Origin of the sequence: Methanobacterium subterraneum, assembly GCF_002813695.1 — an archaeon.
Classification (GTDB): Archaea; Methanobacteriota; Methanobacteria; order Methanobacteriales; family Methanobacteriaceae; genus Methanobacterium; species Methanobacterium subterraneum.
Window position 1 is genome coordinate 2,069,725 of the sequence record NZ_CP017768.1, and the last position, 20,920, is coordinate 2,090,644.

20 protein-coding genes are annotated in these 20,920 nt (G+C 40.5%); 11 read left to right on the plus strand and 9 right to left on the minus strand.

Features of this window, described 5'->3' with window-relative positions; genetic code table 11:
- Positions 1 to 139: 139 nt before the first annotated feature.
- From BK009_RS10010 to BK009_RS10020, 3 genes are all read left to right on the plus strand, one after another.
- The gene (locus BK009_RS10010) at positions 140 to 1,042 is read left to right on the plus strand and encodes a hypothetical protein (RefSeq protein ID WP_100909519.1); all 903 of its coding nucleotides are present in this window, start codon (positions 140 to 142) and stop codon (positions 1,040 to 1,042) included.
- Between the two features lie 187 nt (positions 1,043 to 1,229).
- Positions 1,230 to 1,640 (plus strand): DUF126 domain-containing protein, encoded by a 411-nt coding sequence (locus BK009_RS10015; RefSeq protein WP_100905120.1) that lies wholly within the window; start codon positions 1,230 to 1,232, stop codon positions 1,638 to 1,640.
- Positions 1,641 to 1,841: 201 nt separating this feature from the next.
- Positions 1,842 to 3,617 carry a histidine kinase dimerization/phosphoacceptor domain -containing protein gene (locus BK009_RS10020; protein WP_100909520.1) on the plus strand — a complete coding sequence of 592 codons (1,776 nt, stop codon included), beginning with the start codon at positions 1,842 to 1,844 and terminating at the stop codon, positions 3,615 to 3,617.
- A gap of 168 nt (positions 3,618 to 3,785) precedes the next feature.
- Here BK009_RS10020 and BK009_RS10025 read toward each other — a convergent pair whose 3' ends face one another.
- The 5 genes from BK009_RS10025 to BK009_RS10045 form a co-directional block, all read right to left on the minus strand.
- A complete protein-coding gene (locus BK009_RS10025) occupies positions 3,786 to 4,199 on the minus strand; it encodes a DUF5518 domain-containing protein (protein ID WP_100907272.1) in 414 nt (137 codons plus the stop codon).
- A gap of 59 nt (positions 4,200 to 4,258) precedes the next feature.
- Positions 4,259 to 4,684, minus strand: coding sequence for a DUF5518 domain-containing protein (locus tag BK009_RS10030; protein WP_232728093.1), 426 nt, complete (start codon positions 4,682 to 4,684; stop codon positions 4,259 to 4,261).
- Between the two features lie 158 nt (positions 4,685 to 4,842).
- A complete protein-coding gene (locus BK009_RS10035) occupies positions 4,843 to 5,205 on the minus strand; it encodes a DUF5518 domain-containing protein (protein WP_100907271.1) in 363 nt (120 codons plus the stop codon).
- A 55-nt stretch (positions 5,206 to 5,260) separates the two neighbouring features.
- Positions 5,261 to 5,614, minus strand: coding sequence for a DUF5518 domain-containing protein (locus tag BK009_RS10040; RefSeq protein WP_100907270.1), 354 nt, complete (start codon positions 5,612 to 5,614; stop codon positions 5,261 to 5,263).
- A gap of 42 nt (positions 5,615 to 5,656) precedes the next feature.
- A complete protein-coding gene (locus tag BK009_RS10045; protein ID WP_232728092.1) occupies positions 5,657 to 5,887 on the minus strand; it encodes a hypothetical protein in 231 nt (76 codons plus the stop codon).
- Between the two features lie 315 nt (positions 5,888 to 6,202).
- Between BK009_RS10045 and BK009_RS10050 the strand changes: the two genes are divergently transcribed.
- From BK009_RS10050 to BK009_RS10060, 3 genes are all read left to right on the plus strand, one after another.
- On the plus strand, positions 6,203 to 7,459 hold the full coding sequence (locus tag BK009_RS10050; protein ID WP_100909521.1) for a metal-dependent hydrolase family protein: 1,257 nt from the start codon (positions 6,203 to 6,205) through the stop codon (positions 7,457 to 7,459).
- A gap of 200 nt (positions 7,460 to 7,659) precedes the next feature.
- Complete coding sequence (locus BK009_RS10055) at positions 7,660 to 10,110, plus strand: heavy metal translocating P-type ATPase (RefSeq protein WP_100909522.1); 2,451 nt, start codon at positions 7,660 to 7,662, stop codon at positions 10,108 to 10,110.
- Positions 10,111 to 10,259: 149 nt separating this feature from the next.
- A complete protein-coding gene (locus tag BK009_RS10060) occupies positions 10,260 to 10,406 on the plus strand; it encodes a YHS domain-containing protein (protein ID WP_100905126.1) in 147 nt (48 codons plus the stop codon).
- A 579-nt stretch (positions 10,407 to 10,985) separates the two neighbouring features.
- Here BK009_RS10060 and truD read toward each other — a convergent pair.
- A complete protein-coding gene (gene truD, locus BK009_RS10065; protein WP_100909523.1) occupies positions 10,986 to 12,239 on the minus strand; it encodes a tRNA pseudouridine(13) synthase TruD in 1,254 nt (417 codons plus the stop codon).
- Positions 12,240 to 12,439: 200 nt separating this feature from the next.
- Between truD and hisF the strand changes: the two genes are divergently transcribed.
- The 3 genes from hisF to BK009_RS10080 all read left to right on the plus strand — a co-directional run bounded on the left by hisF (position 12,440) and on the right by BK009_RS10080 (position 14,849).
- On the plus strand, positions 12,440 to 13,204 hold the full coding sequence (gene hisF, locus BK009_RS10070; RefSeq protein WP_100909748.1) for an imidazole glycerol phosphate synthase subunit HisF: 765 nt from the start codon (positions 12,440 to 12,442) through the stop codon (positions 13,202 to 13,204).
- Between the two features lie 222 nt (positions 13,205 to 13,426).
- Positions 13,427 to 14,206: a hypothetical protein gene (locus BK009_RS10075; protein ID WP_100907266.1), complete on the plus strand. Its 780-nt coding sequence runs from the start codon at positions 13,427 to 13,429 to the stop codon at positions 14,204 to 14,206.
- A gap of 178 nt (positions 14,207 to 14,384) precedes the next feature.
- Positions 14,385 to 14,849 (plus strand): helix-turn-helix domain-containing protein, encoded by a 465-nt coding sequence (locus BK009_RS10080; RefSeq protein WP_100907265.1) that lies wholly within the window; start codon positions 14,385 to 14,387, stop codon positions 14,847 to 14,849.
- A 189-nt stretch (positions 14,850 to 15,038) separates the two neighbouring features.
- Here the strand turns inward: BK009_RS10080 and ftsA are convergent, their stop codons facing one another.
- The 3 genes from ftsA to BK009_RS10100 form a co-directional block, all read right to left on the minus strand.
- On the minus strand, positions 15,039 to 16,385 hold the full coding sequence (ftsA, locus tag BK009_RS10085) for a coenzyme F390 synthetase (protein ID WP_100907264.1): 1,347 nt from the start codon (positions 16,383 to 16,385) through the stop codon (positions 15,039 to 15,041).
- 444 nt (positions 16,386 to 16,829) lie between these two features.
- Positions 16,830 to 17,516, minus strand: coding sequence for an HAD family hydrolase (locus tag BK009_RS10095; RefSeq protein ID WP_100909524.1), 687 nt, complete (start codon positions 17,514 to 17,516; stop codon positions 16,830 to 16,832).
- 142 nt (positions 17,517 to 17,658) lie between these two features.
- The gene (locus BK009_RS10100) at positions 17,659 to 18,951 is read right to left on the minus strand and encodes an amidohydrolase family protein (RefSeq protein WP_100907262.1); all 1,293 of its coding nucleotides are present in this window, start codon (positions 18,949 to 18,951) and stop codon (positions 17,659 to 17,661) included.
- A 181-nt stretch (positions 18,952 to 19,132) separates the two neighbouring features.
- Between BK009_RS10100 and hisG the strand changes: the two genes are divergently transcribed.
- Both hisG and BK009_RS10110 read left to right on the plus strand, forming a co-directional pair.
- Positions 19,133 to 19,993 carry an ATP phosphoribosyltransferase gene (gene hisG / locus BK009_RS10105; RefSeq protein ID WP_100907261.1) on the plus strand — a complete coding sequence of 287 codons (861 nt, stop codon included), beginning with the start codon at positions 19,133 to 19,135 and terminating at the stop codon, positions 19,991 to 19,993.
- Positions 19,994 to 20,122: 129 nt separating this feature from the next.
- The gene (locus BK009_RS10110) at positions 20,123 to 20,896 is read left to right on the plus strand and encodes a fumarylacetoacetate hydrolase family protein (RefSeq protein WP_100907260.1); all 774 of its coding nucleotides are present in this window, start codon (positions 20,123 to 20,125) and stop codon (positions 20,894 to 20,896) included.
- The last annotated feature ends 24 nt before the right edge of the window (positions 20,897 to 20,920 follow it).

The following is a 20,920-nucleotide window of genomic DNA, read 5'->3' on the forward strand; positions in this document are numbered from 1 at the left end:
ATAACTAATTTTAAGGTAACTAATTAGATCAGCATTGAAAATAGAAGGATTATAAAATAATTATAATATTTTAGTAATCAAATTAGATAATATTGATGGATCAGTGTTTAATACACTATATAACTGGAGGTTAATACACATGGAAGAATTAAAAGAAATAAAATCTGTAGCCATTGTACCCTACACCCTGATGTCTTCCTCGATTTCAGCAGTAGTGGGTCTTATATATGCCTTAATATTAGTCATGGTGCTGGGGGTGGTGGCTGTTTTCCTACCCTCTGAAGCCAGCATCATCACCAGTATACTGATGACGTTATCCATAGCTCTTATCATTATTTTGCCAGTGGGAGGCTTTTTGCTAAGCATCTTATCTTCATTTCTCACTGCATTCATCTACAACCAGCTGGTTCCCCGCATAGGCGGTATTAAAATAGGGATAGTTGAAATGGAAGAAATCACATCAATATCTGTGATCCCAGCTTCACTGATGTTATCACTGCTTTACACCATTATAACTTTCCTGATAATGTTGATAGTTGCACCCATACTGGTTGTGGCTTTACAGGGCGCAGCACTAGCCGCAATAAGTACCAGTACTTCGGTAGCTGGGTTAGATGGTTTAGGTGCTCTTGGAATAATTGGGATTATAATAATGATAATTGGAGTTCCCATATTGGTCTTGGTGGCCACTTTCATATCCACTGCCATCATGGCCCTGGTTTACAACTTTTTAGCTCCTCAAATTGGAGGTGTTAAGTTGAAATTCGCTTCAATAAGGGAAAACATCTTTGAAATCAAAAAAATAGCACCAATCCCCGTGGCACTTATCGGGGCCGTGGTAGTTACCATTGTTAACTTCATATTTTCATTACCATCTCTGGCCATGTACTTCGCCACTTCCAACCCCTGGGGAGGGATTGGATACTTTTTAGGGAATACCATTGGAACTTTAGTCTTTACTTTCATAATCTACACGATTATGGCACTCCTTTACAACTTCTTAAGAAGTGTGATTGGCGGAGTAGAACTTGAACTGGAATAGATAGCTGGAAACTGGAATAATAATGGGATAAATAACTAATTTAACAGGTAATAATGGTTAAAAATCCTTGAACAATGTTGGATTTTTCCATACTAATTTTTTTTAGTGTGAAATGATAGATAATAATTTATATTTTAATAATCGAAATTCTAGGGAATTAGTATAAAAAAATAAAGGAAATACCATCATGACTTCTCACAAAATCAAATGTCGTAAAATTTCACGAGGCCACGTTACTGGAAGTGTGATCATTTCCCAGGAACCCCTGAGTTTTTTGGGTGGTGCTGATCCTCAGACTGGAAATATTACTGACCGTGAACACGATCTTTATCAGCAGAACATTAGTGGCAAAATCCTGGTGATCCCCTCTGGTAAGGGTTCCACTGTGGGATCCTATGTGATCTTCCAGATGGCTAAAAACAAAACTGCACCACTGGCCATCATTGCCCTAGAAGCAGAACCCATAATCGCCACTGGAGCCATAATGGCCAGCATCCCCATGGTTGATCAGCCAGAGGAAGATGTTCTGGAAATTTTGAAGGAAGGAGACCGGGTGGAAGTTGATGCTGATCATGGAATTATCAAGTTAAAAAAATAATATTATTTCATTGAAATAATAAAAATCATTTAAGGTAAAATTGATCAATAAGTGATAAAATAATATTATAACCTAATTAAAGCCCTTATGAATTAAATAAACTATTGAAAAATATTTATAGTTTAGGAAAGATAGTAAATGTAATATTTTCATGAATTATTTGCAATAATCTACCCTCACTAATAATAAATCGGAGGATCTATGCTCCTATTCTCCATCATATCCCTGATAATTTCAGTTAGCTGTTTATTCATGGGAAACTTCATTTACTACCGGAACCCCCATAACCAGCTGAATCAAGTGTTGGCTCTTTTCAGCCTTTTTATTGGATATTTAGCCTTCACTGATTTTGGAGGTACGTACGTAACAACTGCGGAACAGGCTTACTGGTGGATCAAAGCCGCTTTCCCCTGGATGTTCACAGCTTCTTTCTTTATTCACTTAGCCCTTTTATCCACCGAAAAGTTCAACATTTTATCCCGAAAAATAACCTATATTATAATATATCTTCCCTCTGCTATTTTAGCTATTATAAACCTCACCACCCCCTCAATCACCCAGGGAGTTCAGATGGGATACTGGGGATGGACTTACATTCCCGCTGACTCAGTTGCCTATTCACTGACACTGCTTTGGACATTATCGCTGGCTTTCATAAGTGCAATCCTGGTTCTGAATTATTATCTTAAATCATTAGGAATAAAACGTCAGCAAGCTAAATACATCTTCCTAGGAGTGTACCTACCCCTGATTTCAGGTGTGCTAACCGAATTCATCCTACCTTTCATGTCTCTCCCCGCACCAAGCATTCTTAACCTGCTTATGGCCCTGGGAATTGGCTTCATTGCATATGGGATCTGGAAATTCAAGTTACCCCAGCTGACATCTTCCATGATTTCCGATAGAATCCTCTCCACCATGTCAAACTTTCTTTTCTTACTGGATGAGGAAAGAAAAATCATTCACGTTAACTTTAAAGCCATTGAATTATCTGGTTACCGCGAAAGTGAACTACTGGGCCAACCATTGGATTTCGTTTTTCCCCACATAAATCGCTCTGATTCTTATTCAAAATCCCTTGAAAATCTTGAAACCTTTCTTAATTCAAAACAAAGGGAAATACCAGTATTAGCTTCCACATCCATAATTAAGACTGCTAAACATGATGTTTTAGGATTGGTATTGGTGGGTAGTGACATCAGCCAACTTAAAGAAGCTGAAAAAGAAAGGGATCGTTACCGGGAACATTTGGAGGAATTAGTGGAAGAAAGAACCAAAGAATTGGAAAAAACCAACAGAAAACTTAAAAAAGAGATTATTGCCCATGAAAAGGCCGAAGAAGAGCTTAAAGATTCCCTGGATGAGAAGGAGATACTGGTAAAGGAAATCCATCACCGGGTGAAAAACAATCTCATGATTATTTCCAGCCTCCTGAACCTTCAGTCACACTATATAACCGATGAAAAATCCCTAAACATCTTTAAAGAAAGTCAAAACAGAGCCAAATCTATGGCCTTAATTCATGAACGACTTTACCGGACTGACAGTATGAGAAGAATTGATTTCGATGATTATATCCATACATTGGCCACTGATCTCTTCCATATTTATCGTTTAGGTCCTGGAATAAATCTTACCCTTGATTTGGAGTCAGTTAAATTGGATGTTAACAGTGCCATTCCCCTTGGCCTCATAGTCAACGAACTAGTAACCAATAGTCTCAAATATGCATTTCCTGATGGTAAGGGAGAGTTATCCATTAAATTTAGGAGTCTTAATAGGGGAGATGAATTTGAACTGGTGATCAGTGATAATGGGGTGGGTTTCCCCCAAGACCTGGACTTCCGAAAGGTAGATTCTCTGGGGTTGCAGTTAGTGTGTAATTTAACCAACCAGTTGAATGGCACCATAGATTTGGACAATACCCATGGAACCATGTTCACAATTCGTTTCAAAGAATCAAAATATGCCAAATAAAATGATAATACCTGATTTTGTATAAATTAATGATAAATTAGCTTAGAAAATAGCACTATAGCACTTATCTATTTGAGAGTTAAACCAACTCTTAAAAAAAACTAATTTTTGGAAGATAAAAAAGAAAGTAAAAAAATTAAGAAAAAATTTAATTTAAAAAAAAATAATTTAATCTTCCACTTCTACTTTTTTACGGCCATTTTCCCTGATTTCAGCACCTATAAATCCTCCAACAACACCCAGAACTCCGCCTAGGAAGATAGAGAATAAAGTGATAAATAGACCTGCAATCAGAGTCATAGCACCGGCCACCATACCAACCTTAGTAAATAGAAGTCCTATTATGGCACTTAAAGCCCCAAAGCCAGCCATGAAGAGAATTCCTATGATGAGTCCACCTATAATTCCAGTTAACCCACCTTCAATTGGTGCGTCCTTTTTATCCCCACGTCCAATGTAGGTTGCCATTAAACCCCCAATTATAGGACCTAAAAAGAATAGGGGAAAGACAGAAATTGTTAAGACTATGGTTAAAACCGCATTGATAAGGGATCCCACAGCCACTGCTTTCCAATCTACCATTCATATCACTCCTTAATGCGTATTCCCTATTATATATCCCTGATTTATTTCATTATTATTTATTCATCATTATCTTCAGAAGAGGATGTTTCTTCAGAATCATCTTCCAATATTGCATCTACCGCCTGTTGTCTGGTCTTCATCACTGAACCTAGGATCCCACCACCAAGGCCTATAAGAATGTACACCGGTATAGAACCTAATGAATAGATGATTAGACCCCCTACTATCCTTTCAGAGAATCCTGAAATTGCATAGATTATTAGGACGTAGATTATTCCGGTGAAAAGTCCCATTAAAGCTCCGTGTACTGCCCCGATCTTAATGTTCTGGTTGGCCATGTATCCCACCACCACTCCAGCTATTATCAGGGCAATCACACCCCCCACTAAGGGGATAAACATTCCAAAAACAACAACCAGTACCACGGCCAGTACTGTTCCAATGAGAATAACTTTTTGATCGATCATGATTTTTACCTTCATATCTCCACTCATTTAGCAATATGAACCTTAGTATCTTGCCCTTAATAGTTAATGAATGTATTATATTATATTTTTTGAGTTTTGAGAAATATAGTTTTGCTAAAAAAATAGGGGAAATAAAATAAAAATTCTAATATATCTGATTTTGACTTTGTTTTTTATGCTTCTCCTTTTATCATGGCTCCAATGGCCCCGCCAATGGCCATCAGGATCATAACTCCAAAGAAGGCTATAAACAGGAATATTGAAGTCACTGTGGCCGCTGCGAATCCCAGTATGCCTAGAATTATGGTTCCAAATATGAGCATGAGTATGGACAGTACTATGGCTCCAAATAAACCAGATACTGCTCCGTTTGCCATACCATTACCGGCAGTTCCCCCCACCATGTAACCAACAACCATTCCAGCTAAGATGAGGCCAATAACCGAACCCACTGCAGGTATTATCACTGCGAAGATGGCTCCTAGAACTATGGATAAAATGAATCCTACAACTACTGCTCCCCATTCAATGTCCATTTTTTCACCTCTTATTTATGAAAAAAAATAAAAAAATAGAAAAATTTGGATTTTTCTATGCTTCTCCTTTAATTGCGGCTCCGATGGCTCCACCGATAGCACCGATAATTGCTTCAATTATGACTGCTATTATCAATGCTACTATGCCTACGCCTACTCCAGCTAATCCAGCCACTGCTCCACCGATAACCATTGCTAGGATTCCAACGATTATACCTGCTACAATCCCTACCAGTGCTCCGTGAATAGCTCCGTTTGCATAGCCTCCACCAACAGTGTAACCGACGTATATGGTTGCGATTAGATAAGCAATTATGCTCCATCCTGGAAGAACCATATCAATGATCAGTCCCAGTATTACTGCAATCACTAAACCAATTATAACTGGAGTCCATTTTACTTCTACCATAGTTTTCACCTCCCTCTAGTTCTAAAGTAAACATAACCTTAATTATTGAACCATGGTTTTAGCAGCATTGTATGCATCATACAAACCATAAAGCCAAACAACTACGAATAATATGAACGCAATGGTCCCTATAAAATAAATAGCAACCCATGATACCAATGCTAAGAAAAAAATTATGGCCCCCATCTTGGTTTTGCCAGCGTATATACTACCTATGCCAGGTAAGAAGAATGATATGACCACTGCTAACATTGGATTTGGCAAATTTCCCAACACTTCCCACCTCCCTTTAAATTAATACTAATTATATCATTTTATGTCATTAATATTTTTTTCCCTTAAATTTCCCATCCTTCATTAATCGAAACTAAAAATCAGTTGGATATCCCCAGTGAACATCAAATTACAAATCAATTTCTAAAAAAAACTATTGAAACTATTTCAATACAATATTATTCATGGTTCTCTCCATTTCCATACTTTTTTGAAAAAAAGATAAGAACTTAGAATACAAATATCAATACTATAGAAATTCACTTTATCACACTAGGTTAGGTGTCATTTTAAAATATTAAAGGACGGTGTCAAATGGTGTATTTCCTAATCCGTAACGGAACTCTAATCGATGGAAATGGTGGAAAACCTATAGAAAAAGCGGAAATTCTAATTAAAAACCATGAAATCATTGATTTAGGCGTTGAGGGTTCTTTGAAACTCCCCAGTGATAAGATCAAATACTTGGATGCCAGGGGCGGATTCATTCTCCCTGGTTTTATTGACTGTCATGTGCACATGATGTTCACGGGATTCCACTTTGAAGACCCTTTATTCACCCCATTATCCCTTTATTTTTACCAGGCCACTCTTAATCTCAAACGCACCCTGAATGCAGGGGTAACCACTGCACGGGATGCAGGTATGGCTGATTTCGGAGTGAAAAGTGCGTTGGAGCAGGGACTCATCACCGGCCCCAGGCTCCAGATTAGTGTAATGCCCCTATCTACCACTGGAGGTCATTTCGATTTTCATCATAAATCAGGTCACCAGGTTAAGACAACCTATCCCGGTCTTCCAGATTCAGTTTGCGACGGGGAAGAAGAGGTTAGGAAAAGAGTTCGTGAAGTTTTAAGGGCCGGTGCAGATGTGGTTAAGGTTATGGTAACCGGAGGAGTGATCAGTGCCAATGACAGTCCTGAGCATCCCCAGTTCACCGCCGGAGAACTGCAGGTGATGGTGGAAGAAGCTTCCTTCCGTGGTTTACCAGTAATGGCCCATGCCCATGGATCATCCGGGATTAAAAACGCTCTAAAAGCAGGTATTAAATCAATTGAACATGGCACCTACCTGGATAAAGAATGCATCCCCCTATTCCTTGAAAATGATGCCTGGCTGGTTCCCACCATGCTGGTGCAACAGATAAATATGGAAAAATTGGAATCAGGAGAACTTCCTGAATTCAGCAGCGAAGATGCCAGGAATGTGTTCATTAAAGGTCTGGAAAGTGTTCAGAAAGCTCAAAAAGCAGGCATTAAGATGGTTATGGGTACTGACAGTGGTATAGGTCCCCATGGACAGAACCTGCGTGAACTGGGATTGCTTTGTAAGGCAGGTATGGATCCCGTAGAAGCTATACAGGCCGGCACTAAACACGCCGCAGAACTATTAGGATGCCAAGATAAGATCGGTACAATAGAACCGGGAAAACTGGCAGATGTAGTGATCTGTTCAACCAATCCCCTTCAGGATATAGATTCCCTGGGAAATCCGGATAATATAACCATGGTTATGAAGGGAGGTAGGATTTATAAAGATACTGAACATGATATCAGACTTTTAACTGATTAAAAAAGGATATTAACATGATATCTAACTTATAACTGGTTCAAGTGATGTTGAACAATGTTGGAGGATCAAAAACCTAATCAAATCAATATCTAACCAACATACAAGAATATTTAGGATTATATTGATATTGAACCTAAAATGAGACTTTTAGAATTATTAACGGCAATGATTTGAATAAACCATGAAAGGGCTGGATTAACATGGCAAAATATTCTAAAAAAAAGGCAGAAATCAAGATTTCAGGTATGCACTGTGCCTCCTGCGCATTGAATGTTGAAAAATCATTGCAGGGATTGGAAGGTGTTGGAGAAGCCCAAGTTAATTTTGGAACGGAGAAAGCCACTGTGGAATACGATCCAGATAAGTTAAAACTCCAGGATCTGGAGAAAACTGTGGAAGATGTTGGTTACGGTGTGGTGAATGAAAAGGTTATTATCAAGGTGGGAGGCATGACTTGTGCCATGTGTGTCCAGGCCATTGAAGGAGTTTTGGGAAAGATCAGTGGAGTGAGTGAAGTTAACGTGAATCTGGCTGCTGAAAAAGCCTTTGTAACCTACAACCCTCAGATGACCAGTGTGGCTGAAATGCGCCAGGCCATTGAAGACCTGGGATATGAATATCTGGGATTGGAAGGAGAAACCAGCGAAGATCAGGAGGAAAAAATACGGCAGGCTGATCTTAATGGTAAAAGGAACCGTTTTATTGTTGCTTTTGCTGTTTCCGTTCCGTTGATGGTGTTGATGTATGCAGGGGTGATGTTACCCTTTAACATGGCTTATTTCATGCTTGCAGTAACTATTTTGCCCTTTATCTACGTCAGTCACCCTATCTTTTCTGCAGGTTATCGTTCCCTCCAAAATCGTAACCTGAACATGGATGTGATGTATTCCCTGGGTATTGGTGTGGCCTTTATCTCCAGTATATTGGGAACCTTCAACATCGTGCTCACCCCTGAATTCATGTTCTATGAAACCGCACTGATGCTGGCTGGTTTTCTAATGCTGGGAAGGTGGCTGGAAGCACGTGCTAAAGGCCGTACCGGCACGGCTATAAAGAAACTGGTGGGTTTGCAGGCTAAAACTGCCACCGTTCTCAGGGATGATGGAGATGGAGAAGGTTTAGAAACCCAGGTACCAGTGGAGGATGTTCTGGTTGGTGATAACGTGCTGGTGAAACCAGGTGAACGGATACCAGTGGATGGGAAGGTGGTTTCCGGGGAAAGTTACGTTGATGAATCCATGATCACCGGGGAACCAATACCCTCCCTTAAGAATGCAGGTTCTGGGGTGGTTGGTGGGACCATAAATCAGAACGGGGTTTTAAAATTCCGGGCCGAAAAAATCGGTAAAGACACTACCCTGGCCCAGATAATTAAACTGGTTGAATCTGCTCAAGGATCTAAACCCCCTGTTCAGAGGATAGCTGACCGTGCAGTTAGTTATTTCATCCCCACCGTCCTTACCATAGCTATTGCTGCTTTCATAGGGTGGTACTTCCTCCTGGGGAGCACTCTACTCTTTGGACTCACCATCCTAATATCCATCCTGGTAGTGGCCTGTCCCTGTGCTCTTGGTCTGGCCACCCCCACCGCAGTGACTGTAGGGATTGGGCGGGGTGCAGAACTGGGCATACTGGTTAAAAATGGTGAAGCCCTGGAAATATCCGAGAAGTTAACTACTGTTCTCTTTGACAAAACCGGTACCCTGACAAAGGGAAAACCGGAAGTTACCAACATCATAGGAACTGCCACGGATGATAAAACTTTACTGTACATTGCAGCCAGTGTGGAGAAGAATTCACAACACCCCCTGGCCGAGGCAATTGTAACTAAAGCCCGGGATAATGATATAAAATTATCCGATAGTGAAGGATTCAACACCTTCGCCGGTAAAGGTGTATTCGCAACAGTTAACGGAAAATCTATTCTTATAGGGAACCGAACTCTGCTAATGGAAAATAATGTGGAAATAGTAGACGATGATGAAGAAATGATTTCAAAACTGGAAGAGGAAGGCAAAACTGCAGTTTTAGTTGCTTTAAATAATGCTTTTTCCGGTATTCTGGGGGTGGCCGATACCCTGAAGGAAAATACCCCTATGGCCATAAGTGAGCTTAAAAAGATGCACCTGGAGGTGGCCATGATCACCGGGGACAACCCGCGGACTGCTGAAGCCATTGCCCGGAAAATAGGTATAGATCAGGTAATGGCCGGAGTATTACCCGAGGATAAATCTGCGGAAGTGAAAAGGCTTCAGGATAAAGGAAAAGTGGTGGCCTTTGTAGGGGATGGTATTAACGATGCTCCTGCCCTGGCCCAAGCTGATGTGGGGATAGCCATTGGTAGCGGTACTGATGTGGCCATTGAAAGCGGGGAGATAGTACTCATCAATGACAACTTGCTGGATGCTGTGGCTGGAGTGCAGTTATCAGAGAAAGTGATGGGACGTATCAAACTAAACCTTTTCTGGGCATTTGCTTACAACACTATCCTCATACCAGTGGCAGCAGGATTGCTCTACCCCACTTTCGGGATTACTTTCCGCCCGGAATATGCTGGTCTGGCAATGGCCCTGAGCTCAGTTACCATAGTAACCCTCTCACTACTTCTAAAGGGTTACATACCTCCATCTAAGAAGTTAGGAGTAGTTTGAGAGATTTAAAACTTAAAATTAAGTTTAGAGATTGAAAATAAGGGAATGATGAGGAAATAAAAGATTTATGGTAAGAAGGTAGGTAGGTCTAAAAAAATAAGAACTAGGAATACCTATCATATATCACAGGGAATTTTGAGGTGATTAAGATGGCTGTAGATCCAATCTGTAAAATGGACGTTGATAAGGAAAGTGCCAAATGGGTTAGTGAATATAAAGGGAAAAAATACTACTTCTGCGCCCCGGGATGCAAAAAAGAATTCGATGATAATCCTGAAAAATACGTGGAAGAATAGGCGAAAAATGCAAATTAAGATTAACAATTGAATTAGACGTAACAGAGGGATTTCATGGGAATTCTGGACTCAGTTACTAAGAAAGCTACTAAAGAACTGGAAAAACAGGCTAAAGGATAAGGTAGTAAATAAATAGAGAAAAGAGCTAAAACTGAGCTTAAAAAACGTTTCAAGATTTAATTTGAAGCGTTGGCACAGCAATCTTTTTTCTATGCATCGCAACTTTCCTTCTTAATTAGGGATATTGGATTAATTATTTTTCTAACTTAAATATTCCTGTTAAAAATAAGTTTATAAGAAAAATATCAAATATAATCCTATGAATGAATTAATTAGGAATATTGAATGCATTTAATTTAAGAAAAAGCTGATAAATAAAGATAATAGAATAAATGATTCCACAAGTCCCATTGTTTGTATGTCGATGCACGCCAATGTTTTATAAGAGTTTTATACTGAGGGGGCACCCCTCTAATATGAGGGGCAATTTAACATAGGCCTTGGTGTCTGATGTGGGTTTGGTAAGAGCGTGTGAGAAGTAAACCGAGGATTAATAAATCCTTAAAGGATTATAAATCTTCAATACACATCCACCTTCATAACTTCTCTTAAAACTGCAGTTGCGTAACAACCCTTGGGAATGGAAAAACTCACCAGAACACCCTCATCAGTTGATTCAGCAGAAACATCCCATATTTTAAAGCGCATGGCCCTGCGTATACCATGACTACCCAGTTTAGGCATCTGGGGCACGGTAAAGTCCTCAAGTTTCAATTTCTCCCCATCCAATATCTTCTGCTCCATTTCTCCCAGTTTACCACCGGCCAGTGGCACTTTACTACCGTAGAGTGGCGATGATGGATGGGCCTGGAAGTTTTTAATTTCATTATCAATTTCTTCTTCTGAAAATTCGTGGATCAGATGTTCTTCATTATCAATTAAAATATCTCCCTTCACGTACTGGTCAATACCAAGCTTGGTACGTTCACTAACCGCTCTGTTGAAAAGATATGACTGGTATGCATGGACAAGCATCCTGCTCAGGGGTTTGGGGATGCTTCTAAGTGCCAAAATATAGGATTTCTCCGTTAATTCGCCCCTTTTTTTCATCTCCTTGATTAGGGCACGTAACATCATCTTCTCGTATCTCATCCCACTGGGCATTGACTCCAGAGACTCCTCCAGTTCCCCTTCATCATAAAATCGACGGGCCTCCTGGATGTGTTTTGGCTCAGTATCGTAAGGGTGTCCAATGTAACGGTCCACCGCCTCCTTTACACCCCCCATGATTAATGCTTTACCCACCAGGTGGGTGTTGGGACGGTCCTTACCAAAACGCTGGTATCCATAATAGTTAGGCACTCCCCTCTCCTTTAACTGGTTAAGTATTTCCTGAGCTTCCTGAGCAGCTGCCCCAGGATCCTCAACATCTCTTACCATTAAACGGAACTTGTTCCCCACCAGTTGCCCCATTCGAAGTTTCTTCTGATTGGGAATTATGTCAATAATTTTAACATTATGGAGCTTTTCTCCCAGCCCCTGGAGTTCTTCAGGGGTTTTGTTACTTACGCATATCCACTGTCTGGTGACTGCCTTTTTATCCTTCATTCCTGCAAAGCCCATTTGCTTTCGGTTTATTTTAAGTTCACGGGCAATGTCTAAAAGCACATCCAGAGTGGTCCTACTATTTTTCTCAATCCAAAGCCAGGTGTTTGGCCCTTCACCACTGGGATTACTTTCCGGGATTTCCTCCACATAGAAATCCTCATTTTTGGTTCTGATCTGCCCCCCTATCCCTTTTTGAGGGGTGAGATATGTTTCTGCATTTAACATGATGCTCTCCATTTGACTATAAATTTGATGTTTTCCTTACTTGGGATGTGTCCTAATTTGGTAAAGATAAGATTATGTAAAAAAAATGTTTCAATGTATTTTATATTGGGAATGGATTAACTAATAGATAACGGATTTTTACAATTAAAAAATAAATTCTTCCATATGAGGGAAAGTTGAAAGAGGAGGGAGTGATCATTATGAGTACGGTGAAAATAATGCCCTGTCTGGATATGAAGGACGGTAGGGTGGTTAAGGGTGTTCATTTTGTGGATTTGAAGGATGCTGGTGATCCAGCTGAAAACGCAGCATTATATCAGGAAGAGGGGGCAGATGAACTAGCCATGCTAGACATTGCCGCCACACTGGAGAACCGTAAAACCCGTCTGGAGTGGGTGGAAAAGGTTTCAGGAGTTATTGACATGCCCCTTACAGTGGGTGGTGGAATTTCCAGTTTGGAAGATATTGATCTCACCCTGAAGGCTGGGGCAGATAAGGTGTCCATGAACAGTGCTGCTGTTCAAAACCCGGAAATGGTAAAGGAAGCTGCCCTAGAATATGGGAAGGAACGGATCACCGTGGCGGTTGACGGATGCCGCAACAGTGCCATGACCTCGGGATTTGAGGTGGTGGTGGCTGGGGGAACTAAAACAACCGGTATTGATGCTGTAAGCTGGGCTACGCAGTGCCAGGAACTGGGTGCCGGAGTTATTCTCCCCACAAGTATGGATGGTGATGGAACTCAGGATGGTTACGACCTTGAATTCACTAAAGCAATCTCAGATGCAGTTTATCTACCAGTTATTGCATCTGGTGGTGCAGGTAAGCTTTCAGACTTTAAAGATGCAGTTTTGAATGGTGGTGCATCCATATTACTGGCAGCTTCAGTTTTCCACTACCGTTTATTGAGTGTTGGAGAGGTTAAAGAATATTTAAATGAGAATGGGATTAATGTCTACCTTTAATACTTTAAGATTTTATCGAAGACTTATCATCCTTTTTGACATATTGAAAATATAGACCGCCTATCCTTGATTTACATACATTTAATGTATTCTTTACCATTGCATTGCGGTAAATTAACTTGATTTGCCAATGAAGAGTTAAAACCACTCCTGTTCCTATCCATAGGATAAGTAATAATATTTATATGCTCTTGAACAGACACCAAGAAGAGAGGCGATTTATTGAAGTCTAAATTCAAGTTTTTAGAAAAGAAGATGGGAGATTTAAAAAATAAAATAAAGTGCCATCCTCACCATCAGCTTATTTTAGGAATAGTAACATTTTTTTGCCTCTTTCTAGTTATGGTACCCATCTACAATGTTTATTCTGCTGAGGAATCAACAAAACAACCAGCAGTCCAAGAAATGTTGGGAAATGAATCCTACGGATCAGTGCTGAAAGAAGGACCCTATGGTAACTCCAGTTCACCAGTGAAGGTGGCTTATATTGTGGGGCAACATCCCCGGGAGTATGAGGCCCATAAAGCTGTGGCTGAAAATGTTAAAGAAAAATCAGGTTCCTTGAAATACTGTTACTATCTTTATTACATTAATGTAACTCATTTTGCCTCTGATTTTTCAAAAGGAAGAATGAACGGGCAATTATTATCCAATAAGTATGTAGTTTCTGATATTGCCCGGGAAAATTTCTGTTTGGCCATTGATGTTCATGGAACAGACGGTGAATATTGTAAAAAAGTTTTCTTATTTACTCCTATCCCCAAAGGTTGCTCTCTGGATATTGCATATAACTTAACCAGTACCATGGAGGGTGTTCCCTATTACACTGCACCCAACCCCAGTAGTACCGCTTACACTACCGTTCCCCTTATTAAAAAAGGTGTTCCTGCTATTGTTTACGAATCTTTTACTGACCAATCTTACAATATGATTAAAGAACAGGATAAAAAGTTTGTTTTGGGCGTGGATAATCTCAATTTAGGCCCCAATCCTTGTTATTAGATTTTAATCTTTAAACATTCTGTTGATGTTGTTCTACTGATCAGGGTCTGGAAAAAAATACAATAATGGGCAACAGATGGTGAAAAAGGTCAGATTTTTAGGGTAGATTTTTGCCGCAAGTAGCAATCTATAAATATTAAACATTGTCTTATGTGTAATTAACACACATGGTGAATACATGCCGAAACATATTGCATCTGGATTAAAGTACCTGGCAGCGGTGAAGCTAAGAGAACAGGGTTATTTCCAAAAAGACATTGCTGATAGGTTGGGAATGGACCGATCAACAGTTTCCCATTATTTAAATGGTAGAAATCTATCCTGGGGATCCATAGAAGTTGCTGAAACTGTAACCAGTTGCTGTAACCGGGACTTCCTATACATGACCTACTCCCTTACTGGAGACCTTGATAACACCCGTACCATTTTAGGTATCCTCATTGAACAAGAATTCAGCGCCAATGTTAAAGACACTTGTATTGGTTGCGGAGTATGTGTGGATGCATGTCTCATGAACAATATTGAAATTGTGGACTTGAAATGCAACATAAGCACTGAAGGGTGTTGTGGTTGTTTAGAATGCCAATTAAATTGCCCTACTAACTCCATACAAATTTTAGAAGTTCAAAATCTCAACAAGTAATCAAATAGATTCTAATCATTTTATTTTTATACTTTTACAACCATAAAACCATTTTTAATCCTTCTTACCCCACAACAAAATGTTTTATGGGAACGATCCCACTGTTTTTATTCGGTAAAAAAAAGAAAATATCCAATTTTTTACCAACCATCATAATATGAATTTTATAGATGGATGATATCCATCAATTTAATCAGAGCGACGATCAACCAAACGTTTAGGTCTACCCCTTATCTTGTAGAATTCGAGACCTCCCGGTCCAGTAAAATTAAAGTGGATGTTAAAGCTACCATCCAAGTGTGCTTCAGATAGGGGAGGCTTGTACTGGAGGAATGATTTTAGAAAGTTTTCCTTAACCAGTTCCTGTGCACAATTTTTGGTATCCTGACACTCCACACTTACCCGGAGGGTAACCTCCTCTTCATCACCATAGAGAAATGCCTCATACTCCCCGGTAAGATAATCCATGTTTTCCCGCTGGAAAACACCCCTCTCCACATCTACCCTGTTAAATGGCGCACCCATAACCCATGATGTTTCTGCCTCTCTTTCAGGATTCAATATCCTCATATGAGTCCTTCCACAGGGACATTTATCACTGCTTACCACCACTGAAGTGTCTTCAGTGTCATAATTCAAAAGTAAAGTACCAGTCTTACCTCCAGGAGGTAGAAGAGATGTTAAAACGATCCGACCACATTCCCCTTCATCTACAAAGTTTTCCAGAGCAGGGTCATAGAGGTCCAGGTGCACCATGTCTTCCGGAACATGCAAACCCACCTTTTCATGGCATTCACCACACATGGTCCCCTCGGTGCTGCCGTAGGTATTGTAAACTGGAACATCCCATACTTCCTCAACATAAGCCCGTGATTCATCAGCAAAACTCTCCCCACCAGCAATTAAACGTTTTATACTTGATTCTTGAGGATTTATTCCTTCTTTTTCCATTCTCCGAGCTAATTTGAGGAGTTTGAACACACTAGCCACTATCCCCGTGGGTTGATAGCTGGTCATGATTCGCACTGGAAATGAACATTTACCCTCCGGAATGATGGCCATTCCAATTTTCTGGGCTGCAAGGGTCATGGTATTGGCCCCCACATTCATCCCATAGCTAGCGCATATCACCACCCGGTCTCCAACTCCAAAATTTTGGGAAACAAAAGAACGGGCGTATTTTTCAGCGTAACGATTCCAATCTTCCCAGGTTAAAAAGAATGACTTAGGCATACCACTGGTGCCACTGGTCTCATGTATGGTGTAAATATCATCCCAATCCATACATTTAAACTCAAAATCTTCCGTTTCTGGGGGTTGCTGTTCCCGCATGACTTTCCCACTGATGATGGGCAGTTCACGCAGATCTTCATGGTCTTTAATATCTTTAGGATTAATATTATTCTGTTTGAACCATTTACGATAAAATGAAGAGTTATCCGCCGCATATTGAATAGTATACTTGATTCTTTCATCAACCAAATCATCCAGCTCATCCCTAGGCATGGTTTCGATTTCTTCCCTGAAGTAATTCATGTTTAAGTCCCCCTCACATTAAACCATTAATGAGTATTCAAAGCGTCTTATTATCCGTTGATTAAAATATGTACTCCCAAACAAATAATGATTACGAATCCGGAATTACCCAAGGAATAATAAAAAAGGATTAACAGTGAAAAATGAGCCGTGGGGATGAAGAACCGGGAAAACAGTGATATTTGTAACCCATGACCCCTAATGTAAACGAATCTGGTTCTGGCTGATAGGATGGGAGGTCTTAAGTCGAAACCCGAGAAAAATCATTAAAAATTTCCAAATTGAACTTAACCGGATAAGGGGCCGAACTACGCCCCAGTTTCTGGAACTTAAAAAAGAAATAACCAGTTATCTGGATGATGAATTATAAACCATTAAAAAAAGAAATTATGGCAATTTAATGAGTTTAAACACCATATAGATACTTATCTACCCTTTAATATCTCAACCTTTTAATATTTCAAGAAATCCATCCCTATCCTTAAGGTTCTCCAGTACAAAATCCGCTCTGGCTCTTTCCAGCTCATGACTGGAATATCTGCCTGTGGCCACGGCTATGGTTTTAATATTGAATGGTCTGGCTGCTTCCACATCACGGGGAGTATCCCCGATAATAAATACCTGATCACCCTGATATCCATGTAATTTTCTGGCACGTTCCAGTGCCTTTTCCACCAGACAGGGCCTTTGTGCACTGTCACTACCAAAACCTCCAAAGGAAAAGAAGCCGTCAAGACCAGCTTTGCCTAGTTTAGCATAGGCAATTGGTTCCAGATTACCGGTGGTGAGGCCCATCAGGACATCTTCATTTTTTAATTCCTTTAAAAGATTATTTACGCCACCCAATGCTTGAACATTCTCCCGGTGTACATTTGCAATGTAGTATTGAGTCATGTAGTCCAAACAGTCCTGGAAGTTCTCTTTGATGGTTTCTTCTGGCACCTGTCCCATTGTAAGGACTTCCATCAGTATTTGAGGGTCAGTTTTCCCAGCGTAGTTTATGCCACTGATATCCTCTTTCATCCCGTAGTACTTGTTTACGGCGTGGACAAAGGCCTGATAGTGGCAGCGTGCCCCTCGAACCAAGGTCCCGTCAATATCAAAAAGGGTTAATATTCCATTGTAATCCATTTACATCACCTTATTTTAGAGAATTATCATTTCCTACTTAAAAAAAATCAATATGAAGGATAATCAAAGGATAAACAATATTTAAATGATTAATAGACATTTAATCCTTAGAAGATCATCTAATTTTTAGTGTTAATTTTCATTAACTGCGCGATATGAGGTCTTCTGCAGCGCTTTCAGCAATTTCCATCACTTCAACCTCGTCAAGGGCTAAAACTTCCCTTTCACGCATCAGGATCTCCCCATTGCATATAACTGTGCTCACATCTGCCCCCTCGGCAGAGTAGACCATGTGGGAAATTGGATTTCGGTAAGGAGTTAAGTGGGGTGCTTTCATGTCCACTAAAGTCATGTCCGCTTTTTTCCCAACTTCAATGCTTCCTATCTCGTTTTCCATGCCCAGGGCAGTGGCACCATTGATGGTGGCCATTTCCAGCACCTGAGGTGCAGGTAAAAGTGTGGGATCGAACTTGTTAACTTTTTGAAGGAAACTGGACATTTTCATCTCCTGGAACAGGTCCAGATTGTTGTTAGATGCAGCTCCATCAGTTCCCAGAGATACACAGACATCTTTAGCCAGTAAATCTGAAACTGGTGATATTCCCGACGCTAATTTCATATTACTCAATGGATTATGAGACAATTTAACATTATTATCCTTAATTAAAGCTATTTCAGCTCCAGAAATCCACACTGAATGAGCTGCTATGACATCCGGTCCTAAAAATTTAAGATCCTCCAAATACTCGAAGGGTCTCTTCATCCTATCGTTTAAACTGTCTTCCACTTCTTTTTTAGTTTCTGAAACATGGATGTGAATTCTGAGTCCTTTTTCATCGGCTTTCTTACGAACCCAATTCAATAGTTCTGGGGAACAAGTGTAAGGTGTGTGGGGTCCTAATGCCACTTGTATCCTGCCGTCGGCTGTGTTATGGCATTTTTCTATGATGCGGAGAGTTTCTTTATATTCTGCCTTTCTCTTTTCATCATCGAATAGATCGATCATTCCATGGCAGATGAGGGCTCTGATTCCAGATTTGTCCAGGGCACGGGCCACGTCATCCATGAAGAAGTACATGTCATTGCAGGTGGTGGTTCCGGATTTGATCATCTCCAGTGTTGATAACAAAGCTCCGGCGTAGCAGTGTTCCCCTTCCAGGTGCGCTTCCACTGGCCAAATATGGTCATTCAACCATACATCCAGAGGCAAATCATCGGCTAATCCCCTCATTAAACTCATGGAAAGGTGGGTGTGGGTGTTAACCAAGCCCGGGATGAGAAACTTTCCTTCGCCATTAATGATTTCATCTGCACCATTACTGGATTTATCAGAGGTTATATCAACAATTTTATCGTCTTCTATCAGTACTGATCCTTTCATAACTTCAGGGGCGAGGATCCTTGTGTTTTTTATGAGTATAGTCTGGGTTTCCATGGGACCACCTATCTATATAAGATTGAGGAAAATAACATAAATATCTACAGTATACAGTATGGTGAAATTTACCTGTACCCGGTACTGTATTACCCGGTTTCAATCATTTTTACTAGATCATGTTTTAGATGCACCTATTAAAGTTTTTAACTAAAAGGTGCATGCGAGGAGGATTTTTTAGATGGAGATAAAAATAGCCCTTCCATCCAAGGGAAGGATAAGTGACCCTGCAGTTGAACTCCTATCCAAGGCAGGGATTGGATTGAAGGATGCAGTTAATCGCCGGCTTTTCGCTGAAACCTATGATGACCAGATCAGTGTAATGTTCACCCGAGCCGCCGACATCCCTGAATTTGTGGCTGATGGCGCTGCTGACATGGGAATGACTGGCCTGGATTTAATAGAAGAAAAAGAAGCCACTGTGGAAATACTGGAGGATCTGAATTTCGGAAGATCCAAACTGGTCCTGGCCGCCCCTGAAGACTCAGACATCAAAGAATTGGAAGATGTTAATGATGGCTCCATCGTGGCCACTGAATTCCCCCACCTTACAGAAAGATACTTTAAAAATCAGGGGATTCCTGTTAAAATTGTGGAACTCAGTGGATCAACTGAAATAGCTCCTTTTATTGGAGTTTCAGACCTTATCACTGATCTGACCAGTACTGGAACCACCTTAAAAATGAATCATCTCCAGATGGTGGACACCATCCTGGAAAGCTCAGTGCACCTTATAGCCAACCCCGACAGTTACCAGAGTAAGAGAGAAAAGATTGATGAAATCCAGACTGGAGTGAAGGGTGTTCTGGATGCCGAGGGTAAGAAACTGGTGATGATGAACGTGGATAAAGAAGTCCTGGATGAGGTTAAAAATGCCATGCCTGGTATGACCGGACCCACCGTATCCCAGGTTCTATCTAACAAGGGGGTAGTGGCAGTGCACGCAGTGGTCAATGAACAGGAAGTATTCCAGGTGGTTAACCGACTGAAAAGGATTGGTGCCCGGGATATTCTGGTGGTCCCCATTGAAAGAATCATTTGAATAATATAGGCTGAAATCCTGTGACTAAAAATAGACTATAATTGGTGTTGGATTGGATATAGTAATTCTAAAGGATATATATTGACATATAAATAATTTTTAGCATATGAAAAGATATAAGGGGATTGTATGAAACTTTTAAGATTTAAAAAGGATGCTGTGGAGAAAACAGGGGTGGTTATCAATGGAGGGCTGGTGGAAATATACCATTCCCTACTGGAAGCTTCCCGATCACCCTTTGATGATCTGGAAAGGAAAGAATTTTACCCCCTGGATGAGGTTAATTTCCTCCCACCGGTTGAACCCGGTAAAGTGGTTTGTGTGGGTTTGAATTACCGGGACCATGCGGAAGAATTGAACATGGAACTTCCTGAGGAACCCATACTCTTTCTAAAACCAAACACCACGGTAATTGGCCATGAAGATAGCATTATCTACCCCCTTCAATCCCATCAGGTGGATTACGAAGCTGAACTGGCAACGGTAATGGGGAAAGAGGCCCGTTTTGTTAATAAAGAGGATGCTATGAACTATGTTGCGGGTTATACTGTTTTAAATGATGTAACTGCCCGTGACCTCCAGCAAAAAGATGGGCAGTGGACTCGTGCCAAGAGTTTTGATACCTTCTGTCCATTGGGACCGTGGATAGAAACGGATATGGACCCTTCAAATCAGAATATCTCCTTAAAATTAAATGGAGATGTTAAACAGGATTCCACTACTGGAAACATGATTTTCCCGGTGGAAGAGTTGGTGGAATACATATCCCATATAATGACCCTTAATCCAGGGGATGTCATTGCCACTGGAACACCTCCCGGTGTGGGTGCCATGCAAGTGGGGGACGTGGTTGAGGTGACTGTAGAAGGTGTTGGAACACTTATAAACCGAGTTAAACCTTAAAATCTTAAAATGAATTCAAATCTT

What these genes read in the sequence shown, in the direction of transcription:
- BK009_RS10010 (WP_100909519.1), top strand. Translation starts at nt 140, where the DNA reads ATGGAAGAATTAAAAGAAATAAAATCTGTAGCCATTGTACCCTACACC.
- BK009_RS10015 (WP_100905120.1), top strand. Translation starts at nt 1,230, where the DNA reads ATGACTTCTCACAAAATCAAATGTCGTAAAATTTCACGAGGCCACGTT.
- BK009_RS10020 (WP_100909520.1), top strand. Translation starts at nt 1,842, where the DNA reads ATGCTCCTATTCTCCATCATATCCCTGATAATTTCAGTTAGCTGTTTA.
- BK009_RS10025 (WP_100907272.1), bottom strand. Translation starts at nt 4,199, where the DNA reads ATGGTAGATTGGAAAGCAGTGGCTGTGGGATCCCTTATCAATGCGGTT.
- BK009_RS10030 (WP_232728093.1), bottom strand. Translation starts at nt 4,684, where the DNA reads ATGAAGGTAAAAATCATGATCGATCAAAAAGTTATTCTCATTGGAACA.
- BK009_RS10035 (WP_100907271.1), bottom strand. Translation starts at nt 5,205, where the DNA reads ATGGACATTGAATGGGGAGCAGTAGTTGTAGGATTCATTTTATCCATA.
- BK009_RS10040 (WP_100907270.1), bottom strand. Translation starts at nt 5,614, where the DNA reads ATGGTAGAAGTAAAATGGACTCCAGTTATAATTGGTTTAGTGATTGCA.
- BK009_RS10050 (WP_100909521.1), top strand. Translation starts at nt 6,203, where the DNA reads ATGGTGTATTTCCTAATCCGTAACGGAACTCTAATCGATGGAAATGGT.
- BK009_RS10055 (WP_100909522.1), top strand. Translation starts at nt 7,660, where the DNA reads ATGGCAAAATATTCTAAAAAAAAGGCAGAAATCAAGATTTCAGGTATG.
- BK009_RS10060 (WP_100905126.1), top strand. Translation starts at nt 10,260, where the DNA reads ATGGCTGTAGATCCAATCTGTAAAATGGACGTTGATAAGGAAAGTGCC.
- truD (WP_100909523.1), bottom strand. Translation starts at nt 12,239, where the DNA reads ATGTTAAATGCAGAAACATATCTCACCCCTCAAAAAGGGATAGGGGGG.
- hisF (WP_100909748.1), top strand. Translation starts at nt 12,440, where the DNA reads ATGAGTACGGTGAAAATAATGCCCTGTCTGGATATGAAGGACGGTAGG.
- BK009_RS10080 (WP_100907265.1), top strand. Translation starts at nt 14,385, where the DNA reads ATGCCGAAACATATTGCATCTGGATTAAAGTACCTGGCAGCGGTGAAG.
- ftsA (WP_100907264.1), bottom strand. Translation starts at nt 16,385, where the DNA reads ATGAATTACTTCAGGGAAGAAATCGAAACCATGCCTAGGGATGAGCTG.
- BK009_RS10095 (WP_100909524.1), bottom strand. Translation starts at nt 17,516, where the DNA reads ATGGATTACAATGGAATATTAACCCTTTTTGATATTGACGGGACCTTG.
- BK009_RS10100 (WP_100907262.1), bottom strand. Translation starts at nt 18,951, where the DNA reads ATGGAAACCCAGACTATACTCATAAAAAACACAAGGATCCTCGCCCCT.
- hisG (WP_100907261.1), top strand. Translation starts at nt 19,133, where the DNA reads ATGGAGATAAAAATAGCCCTTCCATCCAAGGGAAGGATAAGTGACCCT.
- BK009_RS10110 (WP_100907260.1), top strand. Translation starts at nt 20,123, where the DNA reads ATGAAACTTTTAAGATTTAAAAAGGATGCTGTGGAGAAAACAGGGGTG.